We start from the raw sequence: 23,015 nt of genomic DNA on the forward strand, positions 1-23,015 counted from the left end.
GGCACTCAGGTTACCTCAAGTAATCAGCTGTCTCTTTGTTCGTACTTTGCTACCACTTCAGATTACGTGCTGGTAGCCTGATTACCTGCACGTAATCAGGCCTAGGCCCCTTTATTGCCTTCCTTCTTCTGCTTATGACTACTTCCGAAACTTCTGAATGCGTCCTGACCATGCAGGCCTTGCGCAATGCTTTGCTGGTTGTTAATGGCAAATGGAAGCTCCAAATCATTGTGGCGCTCAATGCCGGTACCCGGCATTTCCGCGGTTTGGAGCGTAGTGTGCCGGGCATCTCCACGAAAGTGCTGGCCAAAGAATTAAAGGATTTGGAAGCCCATCAGTTTATTGCCCGCACGGTGCACCCCGGCCCGCCCGTACTCGTGGAATACCACGCGCTACCTTATGCGCGCACACTTGACCCTGTGATTGAGGTTTTGAAAACCTGGGGCCTGCAGCATCAGCAGCGCTTAGATGCGGCGGGCAGTACGGCATCAGAGTAGCCGAGTCGCGCTGCTGACAATTACCTGACGGCTCCCTACCCCTCCATTGCCATGCACCCCTTACGCGCCTACCTCCATCGTTTTGTTCCCTCGCTCACGGATGCCGACTGGCAGCCGCTGGCCGAGGCCCTGCGCCCGCGCCAACTGGCTCGCGGGGAGCATTTTGTGCAAGCGGGCGAGTACCGTCCTGAGTTAGCGCTGCTACTCAGTGGTAGCTGCCGGCTCTATTACTCCCGCCCCGACGGGGATGAGCGCACTACCTATTTCTTTTTTGAAAATCACCTGTTGGGCGATTACCCGAGCTGCCTGACGGGGCAGGCCAGCCAGCTCAGCATTCAGGCCCTTACCGACACGGAGTTGGTCGTATTTGACTATGCGCGGCTGCGTCAGCTCTATGAGGAACGGCCGGTATACGAGCGGTTTGGGCGCCTAGTGGCCGAATACCACATGCTCGGCACGGACGCCCGCCTGACTGAGCATTTGCTGCTCTCGCCTGAGGAGCGCTACCGCGCCTTGCTGACGGGCGGCAAAACCAAAATTCTGGAACGCATCCCCCAGCAACTGATAGCAAACTACCTGGGCATTACGCCCGTCTCGCTAAGCCGCATCCGGAGCCGCGTAGCGCGTAACTCTGGCAAGAATACCTAGCCAATGCCGGAGGCACCTGACGCTGATATTTCTTAGCTTTTGTTATCGTTGGTTGGTACTGCGCGGGCAGACTTTTGCAAGAGTCATTTTTATTCATCTCTCTTGCCTCCCGCGTATGAAAACCCTGCTGAAACTGGAAGAGCTAGCCCAAGCCCTGCTTGCCCTGACCGTCTTTGCCTACCTGCCTTATGCGTGGTGGGTGCTACCTGCTACCTTTCTGCTCCCCGATCTGAGCATGGTTGGCTACCTGGCCGGACCCCGCGTAGGAGCCGTTTGCTATAACATCGCCCACCATAAGGCATTGGCCGTGGCGGTAGGCCTTGCGGGTTGGTGGCTGGCTCAGCCTGTGCTGTTGCTGGCGGGCACAATACTGCTCTTTCACAGCGCCTTTGATCGGCTGCTGGGCTATGGCCTCAAGTACGGTACCGGATTCCGCGACACGCACCTAGACCATATAGGCACAGAAGAGCAACGTCCAATACTCGCCCAAACTACTTCCTTACTTTAGTCGCCAGGGGAATATTGTCTGGTTGGCTAGTCTGCCAGGGGTGCTCACAGCCTGTGGAAAAGCACTCGTCTGCCACCTTGGTATGCCTTTGCAACAAAACGCTTCGATGCCGAGCTACCTACTTCTGTAGTGGTAGCGTCGGTGAGTTCTGTCAGGGTTTGGAAAGATGGATGGGGTAGGGCCATCGGGCCTGAACTGCAGCTGCTACTCGAAAAGCAGCACTACTTTTCCTTGGGTTTGACGGGATTCCAGCGCCTGTTGCGCGGCTTGCACCTCAGCAACGGGGTAGGTCTGGACGGGCAGGTGCAGCTTACCAGCTTGAAAGTAGCCCAGCAATTCCTCCATGTAGCTACCAAGTTTGTCCATTTCGCCGAAGAGCGAGTACCCCCGCACGGCCTGCCGCTGCCCCATGAGCTGCTGCGCGTCCAGCTTGGTTGGTTCACCGCTGGCTGCGCCATACACTACGCCAGTACCCCCTATGCTAAGAGCTTGCAGAGCCTGTGCCCCCACCTGGCCGCCTATGGCATCAAACGAGGCATCCACGCCCAGCTCAGCTGTGGCCGCGCGCACTTGCTGCACCCAGTCGGCATCGGCGTAGCTCACCACGGCATCGGCCCCGCTAGCCTGTGCCGCCGCCTTTTTAGCTTCATTGCCCACAGCCGCAATTACCCGCTGCCCCCGGTTTTTGGCTATCTGCACCAGCAAGGACCCAACGCCCCCGGCCGCCGCCAGCACCAGCACGGATGCATAATGCCCCGTATTAAGCAACCCTACCGCCGTGGGGCCCTGCGAGAGCAAGGCTGTGGCCTGGGCATAACCCAGCCCGGCGGGCAGAGGAATTACCTGCGCGGCGGGCGCCACCACATAGGCCGCGTACCCACCGCTGGGCAGCAGGGCCATTACCCGTTGGCCTACTTGAGCTTGCAACACCCCGCTGCCTACTGCCGCAATGGTGCCAGCCACCTCGTAGCCAGGCACGTAGGGTAACGCAACGGGCCGGGGGCCGCCGCCTCTTCGTTGCCAGATGTCGGCGTAATTGACTCCGGCGGCTGTTACCTTAATCAAGACCTCGTTCGCTCCTGGCTGAGGCAAGGGTAAGTCGACTAATTGCAATACGTCGGCCTCGCCGTGCTTAGGAAATTGTACTGCTAGCATGCGTGCATGGGGTGGTTTAAGGGTGTGTTCAGGGGTAGTGCTTCTGGGCTTACCAAGGAATTTCACCCGTTCCCGGCGTATGCTCTTCGCTGATGAACTTGCCCGTTGGACCCTCGTCGCCTACCAGCACGTACTTCGCTATTCGGGTGGCGGCTTCCTGCACGGTGCCCGTGCCGCGGTGGTTGTTCAAGTCGGTAGCCGTGAAGCCCGGGTCCACGGCATTCACGCGGAAGGGCGTGTCGCGCAGTTCATAGGCCAGCACAATGGTGTACATATGCAGCGCCGCCTTGGAGGCAGGGTACACCGCTCCCTTATGGTGGTAATATTTCCAGGTGGGGTCGCTGTTCAGGGTTAATGAGGCGCCGCTGGAGCCGACATTGACGATGCGGGGCTGGGGCGACTGTTGCAGCAGATCGAGGAAGGTTTGCGTAACCCGTACCACGCCATACACATTGGTGTTGAATACGTCCTCGAACGTGGCGACGCTGGCCCCAGTGGCTGCTTGTGGCATGCCGCCCGTGATGGCGGCATTGTTGACGAGTGCATCGAGTACCTGGGTTTTGCGGCCAATTTCGGCGCGGGCAGCCCGGACGGATTCGGCGTTGCTGACGTCTAGCTCAATGGCTTCCACTGCGGATAAGCCCTCGGTCTGAAGTTGTGTTGCGGCCAACCGGCCCTTAGCTAAGTTGCGGCTACCCAGAAATACGTGGTAGCCCTGTTGGGCCAGCTGACGAGCGGTTTCTAACCCGATGCCTTTGTTGGCGCCGGTAATCAAGACGGTTTTCATAATTGGGGTAATTGAAGTACCCCACAAAGGTCTGGCGGCTAAAACGGCCGGCACTTGCCATTTGGCAAAAAGCGTCTTTAGCGAAGTTGCTTGCGTATTCGGCTCAGCGAAGACTGCGTGATGCCCAGAAAGGAGGCCAGATAAGCCAAGGGAATACGGTTAGCCAGCCGGGGGTAGTTGGCCAGAAACTCCAGGTAGCGAGTTGTGGCATCCTGAGCTACCATGGGGCTGATACGCACCAGCTTTTCCCGTAGGTGCTGGGCTGTAATCCGGTTCATGATGTCGTTCCAACCCGCAATGGTATGGGCCAGTTCTTCCCAGTCGCGCTTGGCAAATACCAGGAGCTGGCAGTCGGTCACGGCCTGCAAGTACTCAGTTGAAGTCAATCCGTACTCAAGTGCCCGCAGGTCCGTGGCCAGGTGATGCTCGTCGATGAAATTGCGGGTAATTTCGTCGCCGTGGTTGTTGTAGTAGCAAATGCGAATCACGCCTTCGAGTACGAACCCTACCTGGCGGGGTATCTGCCCGGCCTCCAGCAAGTAGGCGTCCTTGCGCAGAGACAAGGGGGTAGCTTTACCGGCAATCAAATTCAATTGCTGCTGGTTGAGCGAGCCAAACTGCAAGATATACGCAAGAAATTCGTCCATTGGGGCAAGTTACGCGGGCCAAACAAGGCTGTAATTGCCATTTGGCAAAAAAGAGCGAGCGAAGTGTTGTACCACCCGGCTTAGCCGGTGAGAGCAGGGTAGTGATAAAGCAAAGTGGGCTGCTGGGCTTGCCGCAACATAAAGTCAGCTACACTGGCCCGGCTGATGCGGCTTACCTGCATGCTGGGGGTTAGGTCGGGCAGCACTTGGTAGGGGGCCAGCGGCCCATTGGTGAGCATGCCCGGCCGCACGATTTCCCAGCACAGAGCACTAGCGGCTAGCAACTCTTCCAACTGCGTCTTGTTGTCGTACTCAGGCTGCATAAACCAGCGAATAGCCAGGCGCATCCACCAGTTTAGGTAGGGCGCGCTGCCTCCCGCCCCGAAACCCGTTAGTACTAACACAGGGGCTGTCAGTGGCATGTCAGCAGTGGCTTCAAGCAGGGCCCGTGCAGTGTCGGTAAAGAGGGGGGTAGCATTTTTCTTAGCGGTGCCCACGGTGATGAGCACGGCTTCTGCTCCAGGCAAGACGCGGCGTAGGTCCGCCGCTACTGTGGCGCTGCCCACCACTTTGGTTAGTCCAGGATGCTCGGGTAAGGTAGCAACGGTGCGCGAGAGGGTCGTGACGCGGTGGCCCTGGCTTAGGGCTTGCTGCACGGCCAGCAGCCCCACGCCGGAGGATGCCCCGATGATGGTCAGGTTCATATTCAGGAGAATTACTGAGCGGCTGGTTGTGACTGCAGGAAGGACGCCCCCAGGCCCGGCGCGGAAACAAGCAGGCTATCGGCCGCCCAGTGCCAGGGATGACCCTTGGCCGTTAGTAGGTCGGCCCCGGCCTCCTGGGCAATGAGCAGGCCCGGCAACCAGTTCTCCAGGTCGCGGCCCACCTGCAGAAACACATCAAGCCGGCCCGCCCCTACGTAAGCTAACTGTAAGCCGTGGGGGCCATAGTTGCGCACCACGCCGTAGCTGCCCAGCAACTGTTCCAGGCTCTGTCCTACCTGCTGGCGCAGGCGTATGTCCTTGTCTAAACCGTGAGTGTGCTCAAATACGGCAACCATAGTCCCCGGCTCTTGCTTGGTACTGGGGCGCAGGGGAGTTTCGTTTACAAAGGCCCCAGCTCCTGCCTGGGCCCAGAACAGTTCCTGGGCCAGTGGGTCGTAAATGGCCGCAAAGGCAGGTTCTCCCTGCTGCATCAGCACAAGATTAATCGTCCAGCCCGGCAACTGCTGCACGTACTGGATGGCCCCGTCCATGGCATCACACAGCCAGTACTCAGCAGGTAAGTTAGTGGGGTCGGCTGAGAGGGCAAATTCATCGGCTGCCAGCCAGGGGGTAGAGGGGAAGGCTGCCGCCAGCGGTTCTTGCAGGGCAGCCAGGCAGCGGGCTTCAATACTGGCCAGGCGTGCCTGTAACTCGTCCATGGTCTGGGGCACGGGTAGGCGGCGGAAATCGGGCAGAAACAGGTCGCCAGCGGCCCGCATGGCCGCGTGGATGGTTGCCGTGTCAGAAGCAGGTAGCATAGAGAAGAAGGATGAAGTACGCTGGCAAAGAAAGCGGGATCCTCCCTCTAGAAAGTAGGCCTGTTGGCGGCAATGATAGTCCTATTCGCGGATTGTGCGCCGGAACTGCTGCGGCGTCAGACCAGTATGCTTCTTGAAAAGCTTGCCAAAGTAAACAGGCTCATCGTACCCCAAGGCGTAGCCAATCTGCTTAACGCTTTGGTCGGAGTAATAAAGCAGCCGCTTAGCTTCGAGAATAGTGCGCTGCTGCAGGTGCGTGCTGACGGAACAGCCACTCAAAGCCTTCACCGTATCATTAAGATGGGATGGGGTCACGGCTAGGGCAGCGGCATACTGGGCAGGCTGCTTCCAGGTTGTGAAATGCTGACGCAGCAACCGCCGGAAGCCAGCGAGCAAGGCCTCGGCCCGGCTTATGCTGCTCCCACTGCTGGTAGCCGCTGGAGCCAACAGGCCAGCCACCAAGTGGAGCAGAGCTGACAGCAGTGCCTGTAGCATAGGGCCCATATGCACGTTAGCCGCATCTGCCTGACAATTGGCTAACAGCGCCAGCAGGGGGTAGGCTAGCTCCGTAAACCGGGGGTGTTGGGCTAACGGCAACGGCTGGCGCAGCGCCTGCTCCAGCACGTCGCGGGCCTGTTCCTCCACTAAGCCCGGTTCAAAGCTGACGCCCCAGCCCTGGGGAGCTACTGCCCCACGCAGCCGGTGCACTTGGCCCGGGCTTATGAGCACCAACATTGGTCCGCTTAGCGTGAGGTCCTCGAAATCCAAGGTCAGTTGCAGTTCGCCGGCTTGTAGCAACACCAGCAGGTAGTGGGCGTCCCGGTGAGCAGTTTGTTGCGGGTGCTCACCGGCGAGGGCAGGTAGGGCTAGGGCGCGCACTAACACGCCTGCCCGCGCCAGGGGGGAGAGTGGATAGCTCGGTACTGGAGGAACAGCTGCCTTCACGGGTAATGATGGGGCTAAACGAAGTAAGCGACAATACTACTGCTATCCACCCGAAAAGGCACTTATCTCTTGCCGTGCGTTGGCGCGGCTGTCTTCGCTTACTTCACGAGCGTTGCCTCTAGCTCTACCTTTAACGTTTCAAACAAGCCTTGTACTTCCAGCAAGGTGGCGGCAGTCTGAATGTTGTGCCGGGTCACCCAATCCTGGAAAACTTCAAAACACTCAAACAGCTCTGCGGAGGAGGTAGTGTAGATAGTTAACCGGACGATGTGCTGGCATTCATAGCCGGCGGCACTGATGACTTGCTCTAAATTCTGCTGGGCCTGCATGAGTTGCGTTTTCATATCCGCAGTGCTGGAGTGCCCATCCGCATCGACGGCGGCCTGCCCGGCACAATAGAGAGTGCCCGTTGCCTGTCGAACTTCGACGGCCTGGGAGTAGCCGCGTTGCTGTTGCCATTGCCAGGGGTTAATTACTCGCTTTTCCATGTATTGTACAGTGATGAATGGTAAAACAGCCCGCATGCTTGCTGCTGGTGCCCACGCACTGGTTATAGGAGCGTGGACTTGACTTTGCAAAAGTGGGCGGCCATTCACTAGGCGAGGTGTGACCTACGTCACAAGTATTGGGGGCGGCCTGTTGCCTTACGAAAGCCGGCTTAGGGTTTCGCGTGATACCCCCAGATAGGAAGCGAGCATCGTTTTTGAAAGCCGTTGCACCAGCGCAGGGTATTGCTGCAGCAGCTGGTCATAGCGCTCCTGAATGTTAGTGGTCAGCAGCGAGAAAATGCGCTGTTGGGCCGCAATAGAGCCAAAAGTTGCTTTTTGCAAAAAGAAGCGTTGCAGCTTCGGGAGGTCGGCACACAGAGCATGGTAGCTTTCCAATGACAGGCAGAACACGGCTGTATCCTCCACGCATTGCAGCGAAAGGGTTGCCGCTGTTTGGGTATAAAAGGCGCGAAAATCACTTTCCCACCAGTCTTCCATCGCAAACGATAGAATGTGCTGCCTTCCAGAATCATCGGTGTACACCAGCTTCAGTAGCCCCGATACAACAAAATATGCGTCGGATACCATCTGGTCTTCCTGGATCAGGAACTCACGTTTCTTATAGCGTCTTTCTCTAACGTGAGCGAGCACCACGTCAAACTCCTCATCGGTTAGCGCGACTATTTTTTCTAGATGGGCACGTAGTTGCTGCTGCATAGCGTCAGGGTAGAGCATGCTTCAAAAGAAACACATGCTGCCCAAAAATCGGTTGGGGTTTTACAACGCCCAGCCATTTGCTTCTGCACCTCTGAGTAACTTCTTGTGCTGACTAAACTGACTCCACACGCGGCCCAGCCCCATATAATGCAACGCCCCGGCCACAGGCAGCTGTGACCGGGGCGTTGTATTATCACTACGTCGTCTTACTCAACTACTACTTTGCTTGTTGCGCCATCCGAGGCGCGCAGCAGGTACACGCCGGCGCTTAGCCCGCTGGTAAGCAGACGGTCAGTGGCCGTAAGCTGGCGCACGGGCCGCCCGGCCAAGTCCGTCAGCGTACCCGATACGGGGCGGCTCAGGCGCACGCTCTGGCCTCGGCTGGGGTTGGGGTAGGCGAACAGGGGCTCGGCAGCGGGGCGGTTTCCGCGAGTGGCGGTGGGCACGGCCGGCTGCAGGGCATACACGGCCAGGGTGCTGCTGACTTCGTTGGCCAGCACCAGCAGGGGTTGCCCCGTTGGGCTGTCGGCGGCTGGAATAAAGATCAGACCCTCGGGGCCCAGGTCGCCGGTGCCGGCCGTGAGGCTGCGGTTGTTGGCGTACAGCTCCAGCACTGGGCTGGTCGGGTTGTTTATATTAAACACGGCTACCCCGCCTACCCGCTCCAAGGATACGAAGGCATAAAGGTTGCTGCCAATACGGCCAGTCGTGACGCCTTCCGGCTCCGGCCCTTTGTCGTCGGAGCGGTTCTTGCGCGTGGGCGCTTCCCCAAAGCTATTGCTGGCATTGAAGATGTCTCCGTAGGTAGGAGAGGTGGACGTCAGGCGCTCCAGTAGGTTGCCGCTGTCGTGCACTTCGGCCCCCGTGGTGGCGTTGTAAATGCTGAAGGAGCGCCCTCCATAGGCGTAAATCTCATCAAAGTCCCCGTCTCCGTCGGTGTCGCCCAGGCGGTTGGTAACGTTGAGGCGGCCCAGTACGGCGGCGTTCTTGAGCAGGGCGGCGTTCGGGAAAACGGTAGGGTCGAGCACGTAGGGCGAGCTGGTGCTGGTAGTGCCCAGGCGCACCTGCTCGCTGAAGCCGGTGTAGTCGCGGGCATCGCCTTCGTTGGCCGTAATCAGGTAAGGTACCCCACCCACCTCGAAGCTAGCCAGGGCATCGGGCAGACGCATGCCCTTCACGGGCCAGTTGGCAATGAGCACATCCGTGGTCTGGTCCGAGGCGTCAATACCGTGGCCGGGCTGGCGCAGGTCGCTGTAGCCCACCGGGCGCAGGGCCGTAATCTGCTTGGTTTCCAGGTCCAGCACCGCAATGGCATTGTTTTCCTGCAGGGTCACGTAGGCCGTTTTGGAGTCGGCGCTCAGGGCAATGTATTCCGGCTCCAAGTCCTGGGCCACGGTAGCGGGAGCCCCGGCCCGGCCGCCGTACACCCGGATGCCCTGGGCCCGCAGCTGGGCCGCCTGGCTGTTATAGGTGGTAAAGCCTACCGTCGTGACGCTGGCCTGGGTGAGGCCGGCCACGCCGCCGCTTACATCTACTACCGAAATGCTGCCTTCGGGGTCTACGCTGTAGTCGGCGCGGGGCTCGCCCTCGTTGGCTGTCAGCACGGTGCGCCCGTCGGGGGAGAAGGTAATCATGTCGGGCATGGCCCCTACGGTCACCTGCTTGAGGAAGGCTCCGTTCTGATCGAAAAACACCACGCTGCCCTCAGCCTGCGGATTCGTGTTTTCAATGGCGCAGGCTACTACCCCGTTACGCACAGCCACGGAGTTGATGTTGCCGTAGGGCTTGATGTCGATGGAGGCCACCGAGGCCAGGGCCGTTGGGGTAGCCAGGCTTACAATGTCGAGCTTGCCGCCCACGGAGTTAGCCACGTACAAGCGCTTGGCCGTTGCATCGTAGGCCGCTATTTCAGCCGAGTTTGCCTGGGTGTTGCCGCTGAAGGGTGCGGCCGTCTGGTAGCTCTGGAGCAAGGTAAGCGTCAGGTTGCCCGCCGCCCGCGGGGCGGGGGTGTCGTTGTCGCGCAGATAAACCAGCACGTCGGTGGCCCCAGTCGGGAGGGTAGCGTTGGTGGGGTTTTGCAGGCGCAGCACAAAGTACTCGGCCTCTTCGGCCAGGGCGTCGTCGCTGATGGGAATGGTCAGGGTTTGCGGGCCGGTAGCGCCGGCCGGAAACGTCAGCGTTTGGGTAGTGGCGTAGGTGAAGTCCTGCCCGGCCGTGGCCGTACCCAGGGCCTGCAACGCTACCTCCACGGTGCTGGCTGCAGTGCCCGGGTTTTGAATGGTAAAGGAAAGGCTGACGGTTCCTGCTCCTTCGGCAACCGTAACGGTGGCGCTGGGCCGGCTGATGGTGGGGGTAGTCTGGGCCTGGCCGGGTCGGGCAATCAGGCTGAGCAGCAGGGCAGTGGCAGGTACTACAGCGTAAAGGTTAGGGCGCATATGCACTCGGTTAGGATGAGGGCTAAAGCTACCCGCAGTACATTACCGCAGCGTGACCTAGCTGTTAGAGAATTGTAAACTACCCGGCAGTTGGCTTCCTACTTTCCTTGGGTATATAAGGGCGAAGAGAAGTGGCTTGCTACCCCTACATTTCCCTCAAACCCTGCCAGAAACTGCCGGTACCACCAGCCCGAGTCCTTTACGGTACGCTGCTGGGTGGCGTAATCCACGTGTACCAGCCCAAAGCGGGGTTCGTAACCTTCGGCCCACTCGAAGTTATCAGTAAAGGACCAGGCAAAGTATCCCTCCACCGGCACGCCCTCCCGCCGGGCGCGCAGTACCTGCCCGATGCAGGCCTGCAAGTACGCCTGCCGGGCTGCGTCGGCAACCCGTCCGCCCCGGACCTCATCAGGAAAAGCCGCGCCGTTTTCCGTGACCAGCAGGCGCGGCGCGTTAGGGTAGCCGCTAAACTGCCGGAGCATGTGGTACAGGCTTTCGGGGTACACTTCCCAGCCCATCTGCGTGTAGGGCACCCCGCGGCGGGCGGCGCCTACCAGGTTGGCCCACAACAGCGGTACATAGGGCGAGTGGCGCACTACTTCGCGGGTATAGTTCTGCACGCCCCAGAAGTCAAAGGCAAAGGGCAGGCGCTGCTCATCACCCGGCTGCATATAGCGCGCTATCCGGCCCAGCAGTGGCAGGTCGGCCAGGGGGTAGCCCAGGCCCAGGGCCGGCTCGACGAACAGGCGGTTGAGGGCGGCATCAGCGCGGCGCACGGCTCGCTCGTCGCGGGGTAGGCCCGGCCGCCAGGGCGTGAGGTAGGAGCAGGAAAAGGTGGTGCCAATCTGGGCGGAAGCGGGCAGGGTGGCCCGCAGGGCCCGCCCCCCTTCGGCCTGGGCGAGGGACGCGTGGTGGGTAGCGGCCAGAAAGGAGCCGAGGCCGCGGCGCCCGGGCGCGTGCAGGCCCAGCAGGTGGCCCGCCCCGGTAAATACCATGGGCTCGTTGAGCACCATCCAGTGCTGCACCCGGTCGCCGAGGCGGCGGGCCAGCACCTGGGCGTAGTCCGAGAGCCAGCTTACGACGTCGCGATTAACCCAGCCCCCGCGCTGCTGCAGAGCCTGGGGCAGGTCCCAGTGGTAGACCGTCAGCCAGGGTGTAATGCCCCGCGCCAGGCAGCCATCCACCAGCCGGTCGTAGAAATCCAGCCCCGGCGCGTTGACCGGGCCGGTACCCGCCGGCAGCACTCGCGACCAGGCCGCCGAAAACCGAAAATCGGGGATGCCCAGGTGCTGCATCAAATCCAGGTCGGCGGACCAGCGGCGGTAGAAGTCCGTGGCCACATCCGCGGTTTCGCGGCCCTTGATGGCGCGCCGTCCCCGCACGAAGGTGTCCCAGATGCTGGGCCCTTTGCCATCGGCTGCCCAGCTGCCCTCCGTCTGGTAGGCCGCCGTGGATACGCCCCACCGGAAATCGGGGCCGAAGTCGGCGCGGGAGTAGGGGGTAGGCGTGGTCAGTGGAAAAAAGGCAGCGGGTAATGCAGGCATGAGCAGCTATACGGAGAGGGTGCAGCAGCACGCCACCCTTTCTTCTTCAAGTAAACTAAGTGACCCTTTTGAGTAGCAAGAGTGGCCTGGGCTAAGCGCTGGAAGCCTACCCCGGAATTCCTCCCTCGCCCGGCAACGGCAAATTCGGTTCGATATCGAGGGTAGGAAAACCTAGTGCTCTGCTACGCCAACAAGGCCGGTACCGAGCTGGTTTGCTCCTGCAGGACCCGGTCGAGGATCAGGGCCGTTTCATCGGGGTAGTACACCGGTACCGGGCGGCCCTCACGCAGCCATTGATCCAGGGTAGCCAGGTGCTTATCCCGCAGGCTTTTGACCACGGGCACGCCCATAGCAGCCAGGGCGGCGGCGTTGCAGGATTGCTCGTACTGGTTTTTCATGGGTATCACCAGCAGCTTTTTACCTAGGTACAGGGCTTCCGCGGGCGTCTCGAACCCGGCCCCGCAGAGCACCCCGGCGCTGCGGGCCAGGCTGTCGGTGAAGGCGGCGCCGCTCACTGGAAGCACCCGCACATTGCCGTATTCCGCTTCGCGGGGGCTATGGCGGGAAAACACCTCCCAGCGCACGGTGCGGCTCAGGTAGCGCAGACGCCGCACCAAGGTGGGCTCATCAAAAGCCGGCAAATAAACGGTGTAATGCTCCTCAGTGCGGGGCGTAAGTCGGCGCACCTGCTGGCGGATAACGGGCGTATGGATGCCCGGCGCGTAGGCTTCGAAGTGGAAGCCGTAGCTGGCCGTAGCAGGCGCGTAGTGGCGCAATACCGATTTGCCAATCACATCGGGGCGGTCCGGCTGGGGGGCAGCAGCGTGCAGTACGGCACTCTGGTGGCTCAGGGCCACGCACGGCTTCTGGCGCAGGCGGCAAGCCCAGGCCGAGACCGGCTCAAAGTCGCTGATAACTATATCATAGTCCTGCACTGGCAGCTGGCGCATCTCGCGCAGAAAGCTCGCCGAGTTCAGCTGCCAGAAGGTTTTCAGAAAATCGATGCCGCCCTTCTTGCCGAAAATAAAGCCCATACCGTGGCATCGGTACCGGACCGGAAATGGCAGGTCGCTGTCGGCGGCCGGGCCGCTGACCAAAACATCGAGGTGGCTGGCGCGCTCTTGCAGCAAAGGCACAATATCGAGGGCGCGACTGAGGTGGCCGTTGCCGGTGCCTTGGATGGCGTACAGAATGCGGGGCATGCAGGAAAGAAAAGAGAGGCAAAAAAGCTTAGCGGGATAAATTGAATTCGGCCAGCAGCCCCGCCAGCAGGGCATCATCCGAGTCATCGGGCGCGTCGGGTTCGGGGGCCGGCGGCAACTGCATGGCCGGGTCGAGGGCGTAGTGGTAGAGCTGCCAACCCTGGCTCGTCGTGTACTCCAGGGCCGTCAGGTTTTCTACCCAGTCGCCGGAGTTCAGGTACCCTACCTCGCCGCGCGGGGTGTTAATAGATTTCAGGGCGGGCTGATGGATGTGCCCGCAGGCCACGTAGCGGTAGCCGGCATCAGCGGCAATAGTGGCGGCTGTCTGCTCAAAGTCCCCAATCAGGCTCACGGCTCCTTTTACCCGGTCTTTCACGGCTTTGGAAAGAGCCACGCGCGGGCGGCCTGCTTTGGCCAGCAGAAAGTTCACCAAGCGGTTAAGCAGAATCAGGGCATCGTAGCCGTGGGCGCCCAGCCGGGCCAGCCAGCGGGCGTGGCGCATGGTCACGTCGAAGACGTCGCCGTGGAACAGCCAGGTTTTGCCGTGGGGTAACTCCAGTACCAGCTTGTTGGCTACAGACAGGGCTCCGAGGCGGGTACCGGCAAAGCGGCGCAGCAGCTCATCGTGGTTGCCGGTGAGATAGTGGACCCGGGTCCCTTTGGCCATCAGCCCTACCAGGTGGCGCACCAAGCGCATGTGAGCTGGCGGCCAGTAGTTTTTGCTGAACTGCCAGATATCGACAATGTCGCCGTTGAGCACCAGTACCTTGGGCCGGACGCTGCGTAGGTAGCGCAGCAGCTCGGCGGCGTGGCAGCCGTAGGTACCCAGGTGTACATCCGAAATAACTACTACCTCTACTCGACGACGTTTTGGAACGCGGGACATCTAGGCGGTGGGCCGGGGCCAAAAACGCGGACGGAAGGAGACAGTAGGCAGTTCGTTGGCCCGGAAAGGGGAGCGGAAAGCCTGAGCCAAGTGCAGCCCATAGAGCACTACGAGCAGCACATGGAACAACGCGTAGCCCAGCCAACTGGTGACACAGCGCAGAAGCGGAATCAGGGTAGGAGCATGCATAGCGGCAGACCAGTTGCTTCGCCACAAATTTCCAAATCAGGTATGAATCAGGCGTTAAGCAGGCATTACGCTTGTGTTGTATTGACGCCCTACAAGCTGCTGTGTAGCTTACAATAACTGTGGGCACTTTTCGATGATTTGGCTTTCTAGCACAGAGTTTAGGTAGGATAATAGAAAGATAATGCGCTTTTCGGGCGGTAAGCCCGGCAGTAGGGTAGCTTTGCAGCGCCTACCGCTCAGAAATGGCTGGTGGGTACTGCCTGTGATACTTTTGTTGCCTCCTTCTACTGTAGCTGTTAGTCAGGAGTCCGCCACCAAGCGGTTCCTTGCTTTCTCCCTACCTGCTCAGCAGGTTATTGTGCACATGCTGCGGACACAATTCTCCTCACACGGTATGTTTTCACCGGTGCCAGGTGCTGAGTGGCTGCGGCTGCTGCACCTAACAGACCCCCTGATTCAAATTGCCGCCGGACCAAACCCCGAGTATCGGGTAGTGGAAGGGCACTTGCTGTGGGAGCTACTGGGTTGTTACCTGGATGTCGCGTAGGACTTACCTAGCTTCTTATTGGCTCCGTTTTGCTTCGTGCGGCAATGGAGGGTGGTAATCCAATGTGAGTCTGCGTTCTTCAAAAGCTTACATGAGCAGAGCCGCAGTTCAGTACCGGACGCTTCACCCCAATGTCGGTTTGCGCATCTTCGCCTAAGGTGAATACGTGCTTACCTGAAGGCAACGAAGCCTTTCTTTTCGTAAAGCCGGATGGCCCGTGGGTCTTCTTCCCATACTCCCAACCACACATCCGCTGCCTGCGCTTGCTGGGCCAGCTGTATGGCCTGGTTATAGAGTCGTTGTCCAACCTTCTGACCATGGTAGGCCTGCAACACGGCTATGCGCTTAATTTCCAGCGCATCGGTTGCTTGTAACTTAGTTTTCGCAGGTCCAGCACGGAGCCGATTAGGGTAACAGGAAAGAGGAGGCGCGGGCTGGCCAAGGCATTCCATCCCCAAACACGACTACCCCACCACGACTGTGCCAACGGTCCCCAATGCCGGTCCAGACGGCGTACGTAGTACCCAACGGTATGTGGGTTAGGCACTGATTAAGTAACCCAAAGCTCAGAGTGGCACAGCCGACAAAGGCGGCGTACCAGCCTAAGGCATGGGTGCCAATTGCCATTTGGGCTTTACTAGTCGAGGAAAGTACCACTTCGTATCTGCCGCTGAAATGGATTTGTGCAGCAAGCAAGAGGAATTGCCGTTTTCCTGCTCCGGTGAGGCCGGATTACGAAAAAAGAGCATCCTGTTTAGATAAAGTGTGTAGCAAACAGAATGCAGACAATAGCCCTACGTTATTTTTCTTTTGCTGCTGTGCCAATGGTACCCGCATCAGCATGCGCAGAAAACTATAAACGAAGGGTGTTTTGGCTTTGCCGGTATAGGGGTGTTACTCTTGGCTTTAGATATTACTAGCGGTACAATGATGTACCTGACTTTATTCTCGTAAGCTATTTAACTCAGGGGGTACCCGCGGAACCGTTGCATGCTAGATGCCCATCATCACTCGTTATGAAGTAATGCGTCGTTTCACTCAAAGCCGCGTTTCCCGCGTATCTTTCCCCAAATTCGCTTTCCTTGTTCCTTAGTTTAGTTTACTATGTTTTCCTCGCCCGAAGCAGAAGCGTCGCTGTCAGAAGCAGAATTACTGGCGCAGCTGTTTCCCGGAGGGGGAGAGATGGGGGAGCGAATTCGCCAGTTTGAGTGGTCGGCTACCTCGCTCGGACCAGTGCATAGCTGGCCCCAGAGTCTGCGTACAGCCGTACGCATTATGCTGGGTTCGCGCTTTCCGATGATGGTGCACTGGGGGCCCGAGTTAGTGCACTTTTACAATGATGGTTATGCTGCCATCCTGCAAGCCAAGCACCCAGGGGCCCTAGGTCAGCCTGCAGAGCCTTGGTGGCGTGAGATGTGGCCCTTCTTGCTTGATATTTTTACTTCCGTGCTGGCCGGCCACACCACCTACTTCGAAAACGGGTTGGTACTGCCGAACCGGCGTGGCTTTGTGGAAGAGGCTTATTTCACTTTCTCCCACAGTCCAATTTTCGACGAGGCGGGTGCAGTGGGCGGCATCTTTGTTACGGCGCTGGAAACCACCACCACCGTGCTGCAGCAGCGCCGCTTGGCCTTGCTTAGTCACCTTACGGCCGAAACGGCCTTGCTGGCACTGCCAGAAGAAGCTACTCAGCACCTTATTGCGGCCCTTTCCACCGCTACCGAGGATATCCCCTTTGCGCTTCTGTATACTCACGAGGCGGGTGCCAGCCACGCTTACTTACGTGCCTGGTTTGGTTTGCCAGCCGGTGAACCAACGGCTCCAGCCAAAGTAGCCCTAAGTGAAACAGCTGAGCGCGGCTGGCCCTTGGCCCAGGCCTTACGGCAGACTAAGCCCGTACTGCTGGCTTCGTTAGAGGAACATTTTGGGTCCTGGCCCACCGGTGCCTGGCCCGAGCCGCCCAAGCAAGCGTTGCTGTTGCCTTTACCGCTTGGGGAGGCCAATGGGCCGGCTACGGTGCTTATAGTAGGCCTTAGTGCCCGTCGTCCTTTGGATGCAGACTACAGGGCCTTTTTCGACCTGGTGGCGGATTACGCCGGAAGGGCGCTGGCACGGGCACGGGCAGCGCACGAATCACAACGCTTGAATCAGATGCTCCGCGAAATGAACGGCTCGTTAGATTCATTCGTGCATATTGTGGCCCACGACCTGAAAGGGCCGGCCACTAACTTGGAGGCCTTGCTCGAGGTCTATCAGCAGGAAGCTCCTGGTCCTGCCAGGGAGCATGTCGTCGGGATGCTCCAGCAGGAAGTGCAACGCCTTTCCGGCACGGTGCAGGGATTGCTAAAGTTGCTGCACACACAGCACGGACTGGAGGCTACCCCGAGCGAGGAAGTATCCTGGATGGAGGTATACACTAGTGTGCAAGCGCAGTTGGCTGAGTTTCTCCACCAACAACAAGGCTCGTTGACGGCCGATTTCCACGCAGCTCCGACCATTCGCTACCCCCGCGTGTATCTGGAAAGCATCCTGAAAAACCTGGTGCACAATGCACTCAAGTACCGCTCGCCTGAGCGCCCGCCTATCGTTCACCTACAGACCCAGTGGCAGGAGCAAGCACTGGTGCTGACCGTTACGGACAATGGCCAGGGCATTGACCTTGCCCGTGACCGGGAGCGGCTGTTTCAGCCCTTCACACGCCTGACGGCAGACGGACAGGGAGAGGGGCTAGGCTTGCACATGATTCATACCCTAGTGCAGCAGCGCGGTGGCCAGGTAGATGTAGACAGCACACCGGGGGTAGGCACCACGTTTACGGTGCGGTTGCCGGAGTACCAGCCAGATAGCCGAGCTTAACTAATAGCGCGTGCACCTGCAAAAGCAGTCTTTGTGGTTGAGCTTCCTAGCTGTCTAGTTCTGCAGTAAATCTGAGCTGGAGAACTATCTGCAGGCGTGAAATACCGATACAAGATTTTGAGGTTCCGGCGCTAAGCAGGCTGCAACACTCCAACGCTCTGGCAAGGCCCCAATACGTCTGTGTACTACTGTTCGGCAGGGGGCAATTTCTTATAGGATTCCTCCATTGGGTGGAGGTAGGGTGAAGATCTAAGTCTTATTTGAAAGCCGTGAGCTGTACCCGGGTTGAACGAGGCTTGCTTCTTAGTCAAGACGGATGCTGCTCGTGCCAGATTGGCCACTGCTAGCCTGCTGCTATGCGGTTAAGGAAAGCGCATGGCGATAGAGCAACTTGGTTATACGCGTGCAGAGCTTAAAAGAGCAGGGGGTAATAATTAGATAATTTATAGAAAACACTATCCCAACAAGCAGCGCATTCCTTTGTGCCGCGCAAAAGTACTCTTCTGCTGAAGACATCGTCCGAATCCGTGCCTTGACCCCAGGACTATAATGGGCCTGCTGTCCTCCTAGAAAAGCAAGCGTTTCCCACCCACTGCTTTCCTGCATTCCGCACCACCCTGACCCAACTACGGTCGGGCCTAGGCTTTGCCATGCCAATAAAATCCGGCTGGTGGGCTGTCCTTTCCTGATCATTCTACCCCTTCCTATGCCAGCACACGTATTGAAAGCCAATCATCACAAGCATGCAGCCGTCTTGGCGCTGACCTTATCCGCACTGAGCGCCCAGGCGCTTGCTCTGCCAGCGGTTGAAGAGCGCACTACTGATGGAGCCCAGCCGGTCAGCATTGTTGATCAGGCAATTAGTGGGCGCGTACTTGATAAAGCCGGGGAGCCCCTGCCGGGGGTAACTGTTCTGATAAAAGGAACTACTACCGGCACCGCTACGGATAACGACGGGCGCTTCCAGCTTACGGTAACTGACCCAGCGCAAGCAATACTGGTGGTTTCTTTTGTCGGCTACCAGACGCAGGAGTTGAAAGTAGCAGAACAGACCAGCTTCGAGCTGACCCTGCAAGAGTCGGCTACCGGCTTGGATGAGGTAGTAGTGATTGGCTACGGTACCGCCAAGCGCGAAAACATTACCACGGCGGTAGCTACCCTGCCTAACCCCGAGAAGATTGCCAACCGCCCCCTGACCAACGTGCAGGACATGCTGCAGGGCAACCTGGCGGGGGTAACGGTGGTGCAGAACGGGGGCGACCCTTCCGCTACGGCTCGGGTGGTTATCCGGGGAGCCGGCACCCTGAACAGCGAAGCGCCCCTGTATGTGGTGGATGGCATGCCCTACTACGGCGGGCCGCTTAACCCCAATGACATTGCCAGCATTACCGTGCTGAAGGATGCCGCCTCGGCCGCTATTTATGGCGCGCAGGCTTCCTCGGGCGTTATCGTGGTTACTACGAAAAGCGGGAAGAATGGCCCTCCGCGCGTTACCATCGACGCCTACCGGGGCTGGCAGACGGCTTATCAAACCCCCGAAGCCCTGAACGCAGCTGAGCAGGCCGCCGCGTACAACCAAGCTGCCGACAACGCCGGCATGGGCCGCCCCGACGCCCACAACCCCACCAAAAATCCGTGGGGCCAGGTAACCCGCACCAACTGGGTTGATGAGATATTCCGCACGGGCAGCATCTACAACCTGAATGCTACGGTGAGCGGCGGCAATGACCGGGGACGGTTCCTGACCTCCTTCGGCTTTCACGACCGGGAAGGGCTGCTCATCAGCACGAACCTGAAGCGCTATTCGCTACGCCTAAAGTCGGACTACCACCTGAGCGACAAGGTTACCGTCGGCCAGAATCTGTACGTAAACCAGACCAAGGCCCGCGGCACCAACACCAGCAATGCCTATTCCGGCAGCATCCTCAACGCCATTTTCATGCCCGCGGCAGCCGAGGCCCGCTACGCCGATGGTAGCTACGGCGGCGTGACCCCGCTGGCTCCAGCTCCCGAGTTCAATTATGCCGGCGCCTACGGCGACGTATACAATCCGGTGGCGCTGCTGGAGCGGCCTTCCATCAATAACCCCTTGTTCAACCTAAATGGCATCGGGTACGTGGAGTACCGCGCGCTCACGGGGCTGACGTTGCGCAGCAGCTTCAGCCTGGATTTGCAGCGCGACTCCTACAAGCGCTTCGACCCGCGCGTGCCCGAGCCCGGGCGCAGCAACACTATGAACTACTTAACCCAGAGCCAGACTCAGCGCGACAAGTGGATCTGGGACAACCAAGCGAACTACCAGAAAGCCCTGGGTAAGCACTTGTTCGACCTAACGGCCGTGTACTCGGCCCAGCGCACCAACTATGAGTATTACTGGCTAAAGAGCCAGAACTTCGACCGCGAAGACAGCTGGTACCAGTACTTTGGCAACGCTAAGGAAACCGTGGATCGCCCGACCAGCGACGTATACCAGGATGCCCTGACCTCCGCCATCGGCCGCCTGACCTACAGCTTCAACGACCGGTATTTCCTGACCGGCAGCCTGCGCCGCGACCAATCGTCGCGTTTGCTGAAGTACAACTCCGACTATTTCCCGGCCGTTTCGGGGGCCTGGAAAGTCTCTTCGGAGCCCTTCTTCCAGGTGCCCGCCATACAGACCCTGAAGCTGCGGGCCTCCTGGGGGCAAATCGGCAACATCCAGTCGGTGAACTACTACGCCTACAATGTGCCGCTGGTGGGAAGCCAGTCCTACCTGGGCAGCACGCCAGGCTATAGCAACGGCTACTACATCAACAAGCAGTCCAACCCCGACCTGAAGTGGGAGCGGTCCGAGACCTTTGATGCCGGCCTGGACGTGGGTTTGCTGGATAACCGCCTGACCTTGACGGCCGATTACTTCCAGAAGTTTACCCGCGGGCTGATCCTGCCCATTGCGCCCAACCCGAGCAGCGGGGTAGGGGAAGGACCCACGGCCAACGTAGGCACCGTGCTCAACAAAGGCTGGGAGCTGAGCCTGGGCTATGCCGGCCAGGCGGGGCCGGTAGCCTTCCAGATCAACGGCAACGTGGCTACGCTGAAAAACCGGGTGCAGGACCTCGACGGTTACGGCAGCGAGTTTATTCAGCACACCGACAACGTGCGCACCCAGATGTACCCCTTCCGCTCGGCCGTGGGGCAGCCCCTGTACGCCTACTACCTGGTGCCGACGGATGGCCTGTTCCGCTCTGAGCAAGAGGTAAGCGCCTACACCAACGGCGACGGCAAACTGATTCAGCCCAGCGCCAAACCCGGCGACCTGAAGTTCCGGGACACCAACGGCGACGGCCGCATTGACGACAAGGACCGCGTGTTCATGGGCAACGCCATGCCCAAGCAAACCTATGGCCTGACGCTCAATGGGCAGTGGAAAGGTTTCGACCTGAGTATGTTCTGGCAGGGCGTGAGCGGCGTGAAGCTGTTCAACGGCTACAAGTTTGCTACCTACAACGCCGGCCTGCAGGGCTACAACCTCGACCGCCACGTGCTCGATGCCTGGACGCCTCAGAACTCTGATTCCGACATACCGCGCCTCTCACTCAACGACGCCAACAAAAACTTCAGCCTACCCTCCGACTGGTACCTGGAGGATGGCTCCTACCTGCGCCTGAAAAACCTGACCGTGGGCTACACCCTGCCCGCGGCCTGGAGCAGCCGCGTGCGCACTGGGGCCAGCCTGCGCCTCTACGGCACCGTCGAGAACCTGGTCACTTTCACCAAGTACTCCGGCATGGACCCCGAAATCGGGGGCGTGGGCCTGGATTTGGGCACCTACCCGGTCCCCCGCACTTTCACGGTGGGCCTGAACCTGGGCATTTAAGTAACTGACGGTCATTCTTTCCCTATGAAATACCCCGCGCTTCTTTTCACTGCCCTGCTGCTGGGCGCTGCCACCGGCTGTCAGGACGACTTCACCGACCTCACGCCCCAGGGCACCATCACCTACGCCAACTTCTGGAAGACCGATGCGGATGCCATTGCCGCTTCCAACGCCCTGTACGCCTACATGAACAACGACGACATGTTCGGGCGGGGGTTCTTCTGGCTAATCAACGCCTCCGACGACATGGTGACGGGGCGCGTGCGGGCCACGGCCGCCAACGTGCGCAACTTCACGGCCACCGGCGACGAGGGCGACACCAATAAGATGTACGGTTACTCCTACCGGGTTATCCGCCGGGCCAATGAGGTGCTGAAGAACGTGCCGGCCATGAGCATCGACGAGAAGCTTAAAAACCGGGTGCTGGGCGAGGCCTACTTCATGCGGGCCTTCTCCTACTTCCACATTGCCACCCGCTACGGCGACCAGCGCGCCGGCGTGCCCCTGGTGACGGTGGACAACATGGACCAGAACAGCTTCCCCCGGCCCGCCAGCGTAGTAGCTAACTACGAGCTCATGGAGCAGGACCTGAAAAAGGCCGCCGAGCTGCTGCCGCTGGTGACGGCCTACTCGGGGGCGGAGCTAGGCCACGCCCACAAGGACGCGGCCCTGGCCTACCTGGCCAAAACCTACGTGTTCTGGGCCCAGTACGATAAGAGCAAGTGGGCCCTGGCCGAGCAGGCCGCCGAGGCCGTGACCAAGTCCGGCTCGGGGCGGGCCCTGATCAACACCGGCAAGCCCCGGGAGGATTTCCACTCCGTGTTCACCATTCAGAATAACTGGTCGAGCGAGTACATCTGGTCGGTGGTGTCGGGCAAGCAGGACGGCAGTATTCTGCCCGGCGTGCTGCTCGAAAACAAGGGCTGGGGCAAGTACAACGGCTGGGGCTACTTCCAGCCCACGCTGGACCTGTACGAGTCCTTTGAGATGGGCGACCCGCGCCGGGAGGCCACCATCCTGTCCTTCGGCGACGAGTTTACCTACCTGGGGCAGAAGCAGAAATACTCCTCCACCAATTCGCTGACCGGCTTTCAGTTCAGCAAGTACATGGAGCCCTACACCTACCCGGCCACGGAGCACCTGAACGCCAACGGCGACAAGCCCACCACCGACCTGAATGTGCCGCTGATGCGCTACGCCGAGGTGCTGCTGCTCCAGGCAGAAGCCCAGATTATGCAGGGCAAAAGCGGCGACCAGGCGCTTAACCTGGTGCGCCGCCGGGCGGGCCTACCCCCGCTGACCGGGGCTACCCTGGCCGACCTGAAGCGGGAACGGCGCTCGGAGCTGGCCGGGGAGTTTGCTGACCGTCACGCCGACCTCGTGCGCTGGGGCGATGCCCAGGCCGCCTACGCCAAACCCCAGCGCGGGCGCGAGTACGCCGACAAGTCCAACCCGGCCTCGACCTATAAGGTGGTGGAAGTGTGGCCCGCCCGCACGTTCAACCCCACCGTGCACCACGTGTGGCCCATTCCGCCCGTCGACCTGAACAATTCGAAAATCGCCCAAAACCAGGGCTGGTAATTTCT

At 59.7% G+C, this 23,015-nt stretch carries 22 protein-coding genes; 7 read left to right on the plus strand and 15 right to left on the minus strand.

The genetic code is table 11. The features are described 5' to 3' along the window. Window positions 1-134 precede the first annotated feature (134 nt). From DNI29_RS16340 to DNI29_RS16350, 3 genes are all read left to right on the plus strand, one after another. Entirely contained in the window at window positions 135-497 is a 363-nt protein-coding gene (locus tag DNI29_RS16340; protein WP_110979204.1) for a winged helix-turn-helix transcriptional regulator, read from the plus strand. Between the two features lie 51 nt (window positions 498-548). After that, window positions 549-1,145 carry a Crp/Fnr family transcriptional regulator gene (locus DNI29_RS16345; protein ID WP_110979205.1) on the plus strand — a complete coding sequence of 199 codons (597 nt, stop codon included), beginning with the start codon at window positions 549-551 and terminating at the stop codon, window positions 1,143-1,145. Between the two features lie 115 nt (window positions 1,146-1,260). Continuing rightward, the gene (locus DNI29_RS16350; protein ID WP_110979206.1) at window positions 1,261-1,653 is read left to right on the plus strand and encodes a DUF4260 domain-containing protein; all 393 of its coding nucleotides are present in this window, start codon (window positions 1,261-1,263) and stop codon (window positions 1,651-1,653) included. A gap of 204 nt (window positions 1,654-1,857) precedes the next feature. On the opposite strand, the gene DNI29_RS16355 is transcribed toward DNI29_RS16350, so the two are convergent. The 13 genes from DNI29_RS16355 to DNI29_RS16415 all read right to left on the minus strand — a co-directional run bounded on the left by DNI29_RS16355 (window position 1,858) and on the right by DNI29_RS16415 (window position 14,170). Next, the gene (locus DNI29_RS16355) at window positions 1,858-2,808 is read right to left on the minus strand and encodes a quinone oxidoreductase family protein (protein WP_110979207.1); all 951 of its coding nucleotides are present in this window, start codon (window positions 2,806-2,808) and stop codon (window positions 1,858-1,860) included. A gap of 49 nt (window positions 2,809-2,857) precedes the next feature. Further along, a complete protein-coding gene (locus DNI29_RS16360) occupies window positions 2,858-3,595 on the minus strand; it encodes an SDR family oxidoreductase (protein ID WP_110979208.1) in 738 nt (245 codons plus the stop codon). Between the two features lie 77 nt (window positions 3,596-3,672). After that, window positions 3,673-4,242, minus strand: coding sequence for a Crp/Fnr family transcriptional regulator (locus DNI29_RS16365; protein ID WP_110979209.1), 570 nt, complete (start codon window positions 4,240-4,242; stop codon window positions 3,673-3,675). An 80-nt stretch (window positions 4,243-4,322) separates the two neighbouring features. Beyond that, entirely contained in the window at window positions 4,323-4,946 is a 624-nt protein-coding gene (locus tag DNI29_RS16370; protein ID WP_110979210.1) for an NAD(P)-dependent oxidoreductase, read from the minus strand. 11 nt (window positions 4,947-4,957) lie between these two features. Beyond that, entirely contained in the window at window positions 4,958-5,764 is an 807-nt protein-coding gene (locus tag DNI29_RS16375) for an inositol monophosphatase family protein (RefSeq protein WP_110979211.1), read from the minus strand. 81 nt (window positions 5,765-5,845) lie between these two features. After that, window positions 5,846-6,709, minus strand: coding sequence for an AraC family transcriptional regulator (locus tag DNI29_RS16380; protein WP_110979212.1), 864 nt, complete (start codon window positions 6,707-6,709; stop codon window positions 5,846-5,848). 98 nt (window positions 6,710-6,807) lie between these two features. Continuing rightward, window positions 6,808-7,197 (minus strand): RidA family protein, encoded by a 390-nt coding sequence (locus DNI29_RS16385; RefSeq protein ID WP_110979213.1) that lies wholly within the window; start codon window positions 7,195-7,197, stop codon window positions 6,808-6,810. A gap of 156 nt (window positions 7,198-7,353) precedes the next feature. Further along, window positions 7,354-7,914, minus strand: coding sequence for a Crp/Fnr family transcriptional regulator (locus DNI29_RS16390; RefSeq protein WP_110979440.1), 561 nt, complete (start codon window positions 7,912-7,914; stop codon window positions 7,354-7,356). A gap of 206 nt (window positions 7,915-8,120) precedes the next feature. After that, window positions 8,121-10,349, minus strand: coding sequence for a choice-of-anchor I family protein (locus tag DNI29_RS16395; protein ID WP_110979214.1), 2,229 nt, complete (start codon window positions 10,347-10,349; stop codon window positions 8,121-8,123). Between the two features lie 98 nt (window positions 10,350-10,447). Beyond that, window positions 10,448-11,893 carry a GH1 family beta-glucosidase gene (locus DNI29_RS16400; protein ID WP_110979215.1) on the minus strand — a complete coding sequence of 482 codons (1,446 nt, stop codon included), beginning with the start codon at window positions 11,891-11,893 and terminating at the stop codon, window positions 10,448-10,450. A gap of 182 nt (window positions 11,894-12,075) precedes the next feature. Then, a complete protein-coding gene (locus DNI29_RS16405) occupies window positions 12,076-13,095 on the minus strand; it encodes a glycosyltransferase family protein (RefSeq protein WP_110979216.1) in 1,020 nt (339 codons plus the stop codon). A gap of 28 nt (window positions 13,096-13,123) precedes the next feature. Further along, on the minus strand, window positions 13,124-13,981 hold the full coding sequence (locus tag DNI29_RS16410; RefSeq protein WP_110979217.1) for a UDP-2,3-diacylglucosamine diphosphatase: 858 nt from the start codon (window positions 13,979-13,981) through the stop codon (window positions 13,124-13,126). Next, entirely contained in the window at window positions 13,982-14,170 is a 189-nt protein-coding gene (locus DNI29_RS16415) for a hypothetical protein (RefSeq protein WP_110979218.1), read from the minus strand. A 271-nt stretch (window positions 14,171-14,441) separates the two neighbouring features. Here DNI29_RS16415 and DNI29_RS16420 point away from each other — a divergent pair, with 271 nt between their 5' ends. Continuing rightward, a complete protein-coding gene (locus DNI29_RS16420; RefSeq protein ID WP_162303639.1) occupies window positions 14,442-14,717 on the plus strand; it encodes a hypothetical protein in 276 nt (91 codons plus the stop codon). A 170-nt stretch (window positions 14,718-14,887) separates the two neighbouring features. Here the strand turns inward: DNI29_RS16420 and DNI29_RS25355 are convergent, their stop codons facing one another. Both DNI29_RS25355 and DNI29_RS16430 read right to left on the minus strand, forming a co-directional pair. Then, window positions 14,888-15,169, minus strand: a complete 282-nt coding sequence (locus DNI29_RS25355; RefSeq protein ID WP_110979220.1) for a GNAT family N-acetyltransferase — start codon at window positions 15,167-15,169, stop codon at window positions 14,888-14,890. Beyond that, the gene (locus DNI29_RS16430; protein ID WP_262510232.1) at window positions 15,123-15,374 is read right to left on the minus strand and encodes a DMT family transporter; all 252 of its coding nucleotides are present in this window, start codon (window positions 15,372-15,374) and stop codon (window positions 15,123-15,125) included. The genes DNI29_RS25355 and DNI29_RS16430 overlap by 47 nt, the downstream gene beginning before the upstream one ends. A gap of 447 nt (window positions 15,375-15,821) precedes the next feature. On the opposite strand from DNI29_RS16430, the gene DNI29_RS16435 reads away from it, so the two are divergent. From DNI29_RS16435 to DNI29_RS16445, 3 genes are all read left to right on the plus strand, one after another. Then, the gene (locus DNI29_RS16435; RefSeq protein WP_110979221.1) at window positions 15,822-17,573 is read left to right on the plus strand and encodes a sensor histidine kinase; all 1,752 of its coding nucleotides are present in this window, start codon (window positions 15,822-15,824) and stop codon (window positions 17,571-17,573) included. 706 nt (window positions 17,574-18,279) lie between these two features. Continuing rightward, window positions 18,280-21,429 (plus strand): SusC/RagA family TonB-linked outer membrane protein, encoded by a 3,150-nt coding sequence (locus DNI29_RS16440; RefSeq protein WP_110979222.1) that lies wholly within the window; start codon window positions 18,280-18,282, stop codon window positions 21,427-21,429. A gap of 24 nt (window positions 21,430-21,453) precedes the next feature. Beyond that, entirely contained in the window at window positions 21,454-23,010 is a 1,557-nt protein-coding gene (locus DNI29_RS16445; protein ID WP_110979223.1) for a RagB/SusD family nutrient uptake outer membrane protein, read from the plus strand. Window positions 23,011-23,015 lie beyond the last annotated feature (5 nt).

Origin of the sequence: Hymenobacter sediminis, assembly GCF_003231285.1 — a bacterium.
GTDB classification, from domain to species: Bacteria; Bacteroidota; Bacteroidia; order Cytophagales; family Hymenobacteraceae; genus Hymenobacter; species Hymenobacter sediminis.

Bases quoted from the DNA above. Each gene is read 5' to 3' on its own strand.
- DNI29_RS16435 (WP_110979221.1), top strand. From the start codon at position 15,822: ATGTTTTCCTCGCCCGAAGCAGAAGCGTCGCTGTCAGAAGCAGAATTA.
- DNI29_RS16395 (WP_110979214.1), bottom strand. From the start codon at position 10,349: ATGCGCCCTAACCTTTACGCTGTAGTACCTGCCACTGCCCTGCTGCTC.
- DNI29_RS16355 (WP_110979207.1), bottom strand. From the start codon at position 2,808: ATGCTAGCAGTACAATTTCCTAAGCACGGCGAGGCCGACGTATTGCAA.
- DNI29_RS16365 (WP_110979209.1), bottom strand. From the start codon at position 4,242: ATGGACGAATTTCTTGCGTATATCTTGCAGTTTGGCTCGCTCAACCAG.
- DNI29_RS16440 (WP_110979222.1), top strand. From the start codon at position 18,280: ATGCCAGCACACGTATTGAAAGCCAATCATCACAAGCATGCAGCCGTC.
- DNI29_RS16445 (WP_110979223.1), top strand. From the start codon at position 21,454: ATGAAATACCCCGCGCTTCTTTTCACTGCCCTGCTGCTGGGCGCTGCC.
- DNI29_RS16350 (WP_110979206.1), top strand. From the start codon at position 1,261: ATGAAAACCCTGCTGAAACTGGAAGAGCTAGCCCAAGCCCTGCTTGCC.
- DNI29_RS16360 (WP_110979208.1), bottom strand. From the start codon at position 3,595: ATGAAAACCGTCTTGATTACCGGCGCCAACAAAGGCATCGGGTTAGAA.
- DNI29_RS16390 (WP_110979440.1), bottom strand. From the start codon at position 7,914: ATGCAGCAGCAACTACGTGCCCATCTAGAAAAAATAGTCGCGCTAACC.
- DNI29_RS16370 (WP_110979210.1), bottom strand. From the start codon at position 4,946: ATGAACCTGACCATCATCGGGGCATCCTCCGGCGTGGGGCTGCTGGCC.
- DNI29_RS16400 (WP_110979215.1), bottom strand. From the start codon at position 11,893: ATGCCTGCATTACCCGCTGCCTTTTTTCCACTGACCACGCCTACCCCC.
- DNI29_RS16375 (WP_110979211.1), bottom strand. From the start codon at position 5,764: ATGCTACCTGCTTCTGACACGGCAACCATCCACGCGGCCATGCGGGCC.
- DNI29_RS25355 (WP_110979220.1), bottom strand. From the start codon at position 15,169: ATGGAATGCCTTGGCCAGCCCGCGCCTCCTCTTTCCTGTTACCCTAAT.
- DNI29_RS16410 (WP_110979217.1), bottom strand. From the start codon at position 13,981: ATGTCCCGCGTTCCAAAACGTCGTCGAGTAGAGGTAGTAGTTATTTCG.
- DNI29_RS16345 (WP_110979205.1), top strand. From the start codon at position 549: ATGCACCCCTTACGCGCCTACCTCCATCGTTTTGTTCCCTCGCTCACG.
- DNI29_RS16415 (WP_110979218.1), bottom strand. From the start codon at position 14,170: ATGCATGCTCCTACCCTGATTCCGCTTCTGCGCTGTGTCACCAGTTGG.
- DNI29_RS16405 (WP_110979216.1), bottom strand. From the start codon at position 13,095: ATGCCCCGCATTCTGTACGCCATCCAAGGCACCGGCAACGGCCACCTC.
- DNI29_RS16340 (WP_110979204.1), top strand. From the start codon at position 135: ATGACTACTTCCGAAACTTCTGAATGCGTCCTGACCATGCAGGCCTTG.
- DNI29_RS16385 (WP_110979213.1), bottom strand. From the start codon at position 7,197: ATGGAAAAGCGAGTAATTAACCCCTGGCAATGGCAACAGCAACGCGGC.